Genomic DNA, 8,110 nt, shown 5'->3' with positions numbered 1-8,110 from the left:
GAGACTACTATATGAAAAACAACAAAAAAATAACTTCGCTTTCTTTACTTATTAGCTGGGAGAGGTCACAGCTATTACCTTTCTTTTTTTACGAAGATTTTACTAATCAACAAAAATATGTTTAACTTTAAAAAACATGGTATGAAAAAAAACTATGTCACAACTGCTGTTGCCTTACTACTTTTAGCAGGATGTAGCAACGATATTAAAGAAACTGATATTCAGTTTACCGGTGAATCGGGAGCAAAAGTTTCTTTTAGTGCAGTAATAAACGATCATGAAGCTAGCAATCTTGTTACAAGAGCTACAGAAACGAACTGGGAAGCCGGAGACTCGGTTGGAATCACTTGTGGTACTGAGCAAGTGAATGTTCATTACAAATATAAAGGTAATGGTCTTTTTGCTGCCAAAGGAGGAACTGCAGAGGAAATCTGGGTATTAGGCTCCGGAGAATATGATGTAGTGGCATATGCCCCATTTTCTGGTACATCAGGTGAAGAACAACCTATATTGGAAGTGACTACGGCCAGTGACAATCAAGCTACAGCAAAAGAACGTGCTAAGATAGACTTTCTTTTTGCTAAAGCGAAAGCGACTTCACAAAATCCGAATGTTACACTAGCATTCAATCATGTAATGAGCCGTATCAGATTGGAATTTCAAGCCGGCGAAGGGGTAGAACTTGCAGATATTACTTGTTATCTTATCGGACTTAAAAATAGTGGAACATTTAATCCGAAGACGGGAGAGACGACAGTTAGTGAAGCACCCGTTACGGAGGATGATGATATTTATTGGGATAAGGTAGGAGAGAAGGATAATTATACGGTACAAGCTATCTTACTGCCACAGAAGGTGCAAGGTAAAGTAACTATTCAAGCTAGGATGAATGGCTACCTATATGAAGCGGAGTTTGCAAACTTGACAGAATTGAAATCGGGATTTTCTTATAACTATATCATTAAAACAAATAAATACGAAGACAATAATTATGTACTGACAATTACGGAGCAAACGCAAATTATGGGATGGGAGGATGAGAACCACGATCCTATAACATCCGATCCGAGCATAGCTGAAACTGGAACAGAGATAACCAATCCTACTTGGAATATTACAGAAGAAACCGTAACTCCACAGCCTGTTGTAAAGTGATCTGTTTTCTTATATAATATAGACAAATAATGCTAAAAATATAAATATGAGATTTATGAAAGTATATAGTTATATATCAATGCTTTTTCTGGCTGGCGCAGCCATAGTTGCGTCTTGCTCGCAAAATGAAGAATTGGAAGGAGAAACCTCAGATTCTTTGCAGGGATTTCAGATTAGTGTGTCTGATGAAGGATTTATAGATGAAAGTGGTAAGACACGTGCTATAGAGAATGGATATACCACCCGATTTTCTAATGGAGATGCCATCGGTGTATTTGCGGTAAGAGGAGAAACGGTGGTAGAAGATATCAAGAATCGGAAATTCACACTGACAGATGGTTATTGGGAATTAACCGATGGAGGTGATCCTATTGAATATAAAGGTTCGCAATTCCAAAGAATGACTTTTTATGCTTATTATCCGTATAATGCAAATGTAACTTTTGATCCGACTAAGATAGATCCTTTTGAAACATATGTCAGCAATTGGAAGATTGGCGAGGAACAAAATGAGGGAAACTATACACAATATGATTTGATGACGAGTACAGGTAGTGTTCAAGGAGATCGTTTGAAAGGACAGATCGCTTTTACTATGCAACATCGGATGGCTCTTGCGGTAGTGAAAATGCCTAATTTGACATATAGCTTTACAAATGGCGGTATAGATGATTATTTTATACCATTAACAGCCGGTTCGTTTACAATGAACAATGTTCAAGCGACTCCTTATTATCAAGAAAGTACGGATACCTACCGTTTTTTGGTTAATCCGAATAAGGAGTTCTCAATTAAAGGTACTTATACAGGAGTAAGTGAAATGGAATATGAGGCCAAAGGTACTTTGGAAGGAGGAACTGCGAAAATGTATACAATCGAGGATAAAACTAAAATTAATCACACTTTGCAGGTAGGGGATTATTTCTGTGCAGATGGAAAAATTGTTTCTGTGGATGCGGAAACGGTGCCGGAAAATGTGATTGGTATTGTATGTTATGCAGGAAACCCACAACCTAGCGTAACACACTCTAGTCTTTATTCAGCAGAAGTTGATGCCTTGCGTCGTGACTTTCCTTCAAGTACGCATGGAGTAGTACTGTCTCTCAAGAATTCATTGGTAGAAGAGACTGCTCTACAAATGTTCCATACCAGTAAGTCCGGTTATTATTCAGACTGGTTCACTTCAGATGAGGATTGGGCTGATAAGTTTGTAGGTTGTAATACTGAGAGTGATGTCAATAAGAATGATGCTTCATTGGTTTTCCCTGCATTAATGGGATACAACAACACACAGCTACTTACTATGTGCTACGAAGGTAAGGGAAGTCCTTCTACTTGTGACTATGCTTATGAGTATATTAAAGCTTATCGTGAAACGGAAGCTGTTCCGGCAAATGTGACTCCTTGGTATCTGCCTTCTATCATGTGCTGGGATACAGTGTCTAAGAATTTGAGTGCTATTAATCGTAGTCTAAAGAATGTAAATGGTGATGAGATGACTTCTGTTGAGTCTGGAACTAATAGTGGGCATTATTGGAGTAGTACGCAACGTTCTGCTGCTAACCAATGGACGCATGGTATGGCTGGTGGAAGATATCACATTATTTGTGAACGTGGTTCACGTGCCGGCTATTTCCGTATGATGCTCGCATTCTAAAATAAACATGACGGTATATAAAGTCCGTCAACCATACTTATATCATGAACATATACATATATGAATAAGAAAAACTTTATAAAAGGGACAACCTTACCTGTCGCTCTGTTTTTCACTATAGCAACTTTTGCACCTGCATGGGGATTGCAAACAGCTTCGGCAGCCGTTGAGGTTGTACAGCAGCAAAGTACTATAAAAGGAACGGTAGTAGATAGCCAGGGTGAACCGATAATTGGGGCAAGTGTACTTGCAGAAGGAACCACTAACGGTACGATTACTGATATTGACGGTGTGTTTAGAATAAATGTGCGTCCCGGCACAAAACTGAAAATATCTTTTATAGGTTATACTGATAAAACCGTTGTAGCGAAGAATGACATGAAAGTCATTCTGGTAGAAGATGTGACTGCCCTTGAGGAGGTGGAAATTGTGGCTTATGGTACACAGAAGAAAGTGACCATGACGGGAGCTATCGCTAGTGTGAAAGGAGAAGAACTGACTCGTGTATCTGTAGGTTCTGTTTCTAATGTATTAGGAGGGCAGATGACAGGTTTGACTACCGTACAATATTCCGGTGAGCCGGGGGCGGACGCTGCTGAGATTTTGATTCGCGGTAAGGCTACCTGGGAAAATTCTTCACCATTGATTCAAGTAGATGGTGTAGATCGTGATAGTATGAATGATATCGACCCGAATGAAATTGAGTCCATTTCTATTTTGAAAGACGCTTCTGCAACAGCTGTATTTGGTATTCGTGGAGCTAATGGTGTTATATTGATTACAACCAAACGAGGTAAGGAAGGAAAAGCGAAGATTTCATTTACCACTTCTGCCTCTGTACTAATGCCTACAAAGATGGTGGAACAGGCTAATTCTTATGATTATGCTCGTTTTCATAACCAAATGATGACTGGTGATGGTAAATCACCTTTATTCAGTGAAACTGTAATTCAAAAATTTGCAGAGGGTTCTGATCCTATCCGTTTTCCTAATATACAATGGGCTGATTATATCATGAAGAGTGCGACACTTCAGAGCCAACACAATCTGAATATTTCGGGAGGAACAGATAAAGTGCGCTATTTTATTTCTGCAGGTGCTTATACACAAGGAGGGCTTTTTAGTGAATTTGATTTGCCGTATAATTTAAGCTACCAATATCGTCGATTTAATTATCGTACGAATTTGGATATGGATGTAACTAAGACTACTACCTTGTCATTTAACATCAGTGGTAACGTGAATAATTCAGATCAGCCGCGTACTAGTCAAGGGTCTTCCGGTTTGATTAAAAATATGTATTACGCTACCCCTTTCTCTAGTCCGGGAATTATAGACGGAAAATTGGTAAATGCAACTGATGAGACTTATTCCGACGGTTTGAAATTACCATTTACAGGAAGTACGGGTATGGGATATTACGGCAATGGATTCAGTCAAACTAATAATAATTCGCTGAATGTGGATGTTATTTTGGATCAGAAACTGGATTTTCTAACTAAAGGACTTTCTTTTAAAGTGAAAGGGTCTTACAATAGTTCGTTTACAGTCAATAAAGTAGGCTCAGGTGGCTCTGTTGCTACATATACTCCTGTATTGATGGAAGATGGCAGTATTGCTTATCGTAAGTTTGGCGAGAATACGGATGTGAAGTATTCATATACTACAGGCAAAGCACGTAATTGGTATATGGAAGCTAGTTTTAACTATAACCGTACTTTGGGAGACCATACAGTGACTGCTTTATTGTTGTATAATCAACAGAAAGAGTATTATCCAACGGAATATTCGGACATACCTCGTGGATATGTTGGGATAGTCGGACGTGTCACTTATGATTGGAAGAATCGTTATATGGCAGAACTTAATGTCGGTTATAATGGTTCGGAAAATTTTGCCTCCGATTTACGCTTTTCTTATTTTCCGGCAGGTTCTATCGGTTGGGTGGTGAGTGAAGAGAACTTTTTCCGCCCATTGAAGTCGGTTGTTAGTTTTTTGAAATTGCGTGCCAGTGTAGGTTTGGTAGGTAATGATAAGATTGGAGGTTCGCGGTTTATGTATATTGCAGACCCATATAATGTCGGGTTGGGTGATTTGGCAAACCGTGTGACGGCAAGCGGAGGAGCTACTAATGCTTGGGGTTACGGTTTTGGAATAGATAATGGCACTGTTAGTCTGGGTGCACGCGAAGTAGCCAAGAATAATGCCGCTGTGACATGGGAGAAAGCCCTGAAACGGAACTATGGTGTTGATATTAATTTCTTTGACGACCGTCTGAAAACAACTTTTGAATATTATAAAGAACGTCGTAATGATATCCTTTTGCGTGATGGTACAGCTCCGGGAATGTTAGGTTTTGTCACCCCATATTCTAATTTAGGAAGTGTAGACAGTTGGGGTTGGGAGCTTTCTTTAAAATGGAACGATAAGATTGGAGAAAACTTCCGTTATTGGGCGGGCATCAATTTATCTTATAACCAGAATAAGATTCTGGAAAAGAAGGAAGCCCCACAGAATAATGCATATCAATATCAGAAAGGTCACCGTATCGGTTCACGCAGCCAGTATGTGTTCTGGCGTTTTTATGATGAAAGTACTCCGGAATTATATGAACAGACATTTAACCGTCCGTTCCCGGCTCATGAAAGTATTCTTCAAAATGGAGATGCGGTATATGTCGATTTGAATGGTGACCGCAAGATTGATGCCAATGATGCAAGTTATGATTATGGCTTTACTGATGATCCGGAATATATGGCGGGTATTAATTTAGGATTCAGTTGGAAGAATCTGGAAGTAAGTACTCAATGGACAGGTGCATGGAATGTCAGTCGTATGATTTCAGACGTATTCCGTCAGCCGTTTTATTCATCTTCAAACAGTGAACAAGGAGGATTGTTAGCTTATCATCTAAACCATACATGGACACCGGAAAACCCGTCGCAAGCTTCGGAATACCCACGGGCTACCATTGATAATGCGAAGAATAACTATGCTACTTCTACTTTATACGAGAAAGATGCAAAATACTTGCGTTTGAAAACTCTTCAGGTGGCATATAATTTTCACTTCCCATTAATGAAGAAACTTGGATTGAATACATGCCAGTTAGCATTGGCGGGATATAATCTGTGGACTATTACTCCTTATTTGTGGGGAGATCCGGAAGCGAGAGCTACTAATGCACCTTCTTATCCATTGTCCAAGACTTATACGTTGAGCTTGAAATTAGGATTCTAAAATAGATAAAGGAAAGATACAATGAAATTACAAAATAAATGGTTCATCGGTGTGATGATGGGAGCAGCTGTTTGTATGGCTTCTACTTCATGTGTGGACGAAATTAAATTCGGAAATTCTTTTCTGGATAAGGCTCCGGGTGGAAACGCTACTATTGACACTGTGTTCAACAGCGCTGAATATGCACGCCAATTTTTAAATACCTGTTATAGTAGACAGTACTACGGATTACCTTATAATACAGATAGTAACGGTAATATTCCTGATTCTTCCAGTCCTTATTTGGGAAAGAAGGATGCGCTAACAGATTGCTGGTCACTTTATTTTAGTGATGCGACTGTATATCAGCAGTATTATTTGGGTTCTCTCAATGCCAACTATGGCACACGTGGTAATATTTTTCCATATACACGGGAAATGGTATGGGAAGTAGTGCGTTGGTGTTGGTTGTTAATGGAAAACATAGATAGAGTGCCGGGTATGGATAATGCTGAGAAAACTCAGTTGGTGGCAGAGGCTAAATGCCTGATTGCAGCGCGCTATTTTGATATGTTCCGTCATTATGGAGGTCTTCCGTTATTATACGCTTCATTCACCGGCACGGAATCAGGTTATGAAATACCTCGTGCTACGGTAGAGGAGACTGTTAATTATATGATAAAGATGCTGGATGATGCTATTAATTCCGGTGGATTGGTGTGGGCTTATACTGATGCCGATCTTGCCAGCAAGGCCGGACACTGGACAAAGGCCGGCGCTATGGCATTGAAATGTAAAATCTGGCAATTTGCCGCTTCTCCATTGTTTAATGATGTCAACGGGTATGCAGGAGGGAACTCTGAGGCTGAACAGCAACGCCTGGTATGGTACGGTGGCTATCATGCGGAACTTTGGGATAACTGTTTGAAGGCTTGTGAAGCATTCTTTAAAGAACTGGAGAATCAAGGCGGGTATAGCCTGAATAAGGCTTCGGAAGAAACACCGGAACAGTATCGTCAGGCATATCGTATGGGATATATTCGTCAGAACAGTAAGGAGATCTTGCATTCTGTCCGTACGAATATGTCCGATGCTTTCAACTCAAGTTCTTATATGTGGCATTCTTGGGCTGTTCCGTCACTTTGTCGTACTGAATATCCGCCTACACAGGAATATGTGGAGATGTTTCCATGGGCCGACGGTACTCCGTTTGACTGGGAAAAAACACAAACAGAAGGTAGGTTGGATGAAATGTTCTTGACCGGAACATTCAAAAACGGGGAACAGCTATTGTCGGAAATCGTATTAACCCGTGACCCTCGTCTGTATGAGCATTGCATGGTGAATGGACTACCGAAGATGTTAGACTGGAGTGCCGGAACAATGTCCGGTTTGCCTTATGAATTGTGGGTAGGAGGATACGATGAAGGACAAAATGCGGCACTTGAATCCGGTAACTATGCGACCGGTTATAAAAATATGAAATATTATTTGGGAACTGAATACCAACGTCAGTATACGCAGTGGGTTTATCTCCGCTTGTCTGATATTTATTTGACTTATGCGGAGGCCTTGCTTCAAGCTAAGAACGATCACCGGGGGGCTATTGACCAGATGAATATAGTACGTGCCCGCGTGGGAATGAAGAAAGATTTGGCAGAGTGTGTTACGGATAAGAATTTACTTTCCGATAAAGCTGCCTTATTGGAAGAATTGCTGTGTGAACGTGTTCGTGAATTGGGGCTTGAGGACAGTCGTTACTTTGATCTCATCCGCTACAAACGTGCCGATCGTTTCGAGAAGCGTTTGCATGGTTTGCTTGCTTATCGTTTGGATGATGCCGGTAACCGCATGACAGGTAATACAAAATGGAATGAAGGAGATAAGAATAAGGGAGCATTGCAACCTACTCGATTTGAATATGAAAGGTTTGAATTGTCTAAACCGGTTCGTCGTTGGTGGACATACGGATTTGATTCCAAATGGTATCTTTCTCCATTCCCACAAACGGAAATCAACAAAGGATATGGATTGATTCAGAATCCGGGTTGGTAATGTGAGACAACGAAACAGATTAAA

General features: G+C 40.3%; 4 protein-coding genes. All 4 read left to right on the top strand.

What is annotated here, in order from left to right; all coding sequences use genetic code 11:
* Nucleotides 1–141: 141 nt before the first annotated feature.
* From ACGHVY_RS24665 to ACGHVY_RS24650, 4 genes are read left to right on the top strand one after another with little or no spacing between them, the layout of a single operon-like run.
* Nucleotides 142–1,155, top strand: a complete 1,014-nt coding sequence (locus tag ACGHVY_RS24665) for a fimbrillin family protein (protein ID WP_390602127.1) — start codon at nt 142–144, stop codon at nt 1,153–1,155.
* Nucleotides 1,156–1,210: 55 nt separating this feature from the next.
* The gene (locus ACGHVY_RS24660) at nt 1,211–2,812 is read left to right on the top strand and encodes a fimbrillin family protein (RefSeq protein WP_390602126.1); all 1,602 of its coding nucleotides are present in this window, start codon (nt 1,211–1,213) and stop codon (nt 2,810–2,812) included.
* A 60-nt stretch (nt 2,813–2,872) separates the two neighbouring features.
* Nucleotides 2,873–6,052: a SusC/RagA family TonB-linked outer membrane protein gene (locus ACGHVY_RS24655; RefSeq protein ID WP_390602125.1), complete on the top strand. Its 3,180-nt coding sequence runs from the start codon at nt 2,873–2,875 to the stop codon at nt 6,050–6,052.
* A gap of 21 nt (nt 6,053–6,073) precedes the next feature.
* Nucleotides 6,074–8,086, top strand: a complete 2,013-nt coding sequence (locus ACGHVY_RS24650; RefSeq protein WP_390602124.1) for a RagB/SusD family nutrient uptake outer membrane protein — start codon at nt 6,074–6,076, stop codon at nt 8,084–8,086.
* The last annotated feature ends 24 nt before the right edge of the window (nt 8,087–8,110 follow it).

Source organism: Bacteroides sp. f07 (assembly GCF_042854785.1).
GTDB lineage: Bacteria > Bacteroidota > Bacteroidia > Bacteroidales > Bacteroidaceae > Bacteroides.
Note: the sequence above shows the minus strand (reverse complement) of the source record. Positions and strands in the feature narration are given on the sequence as shown.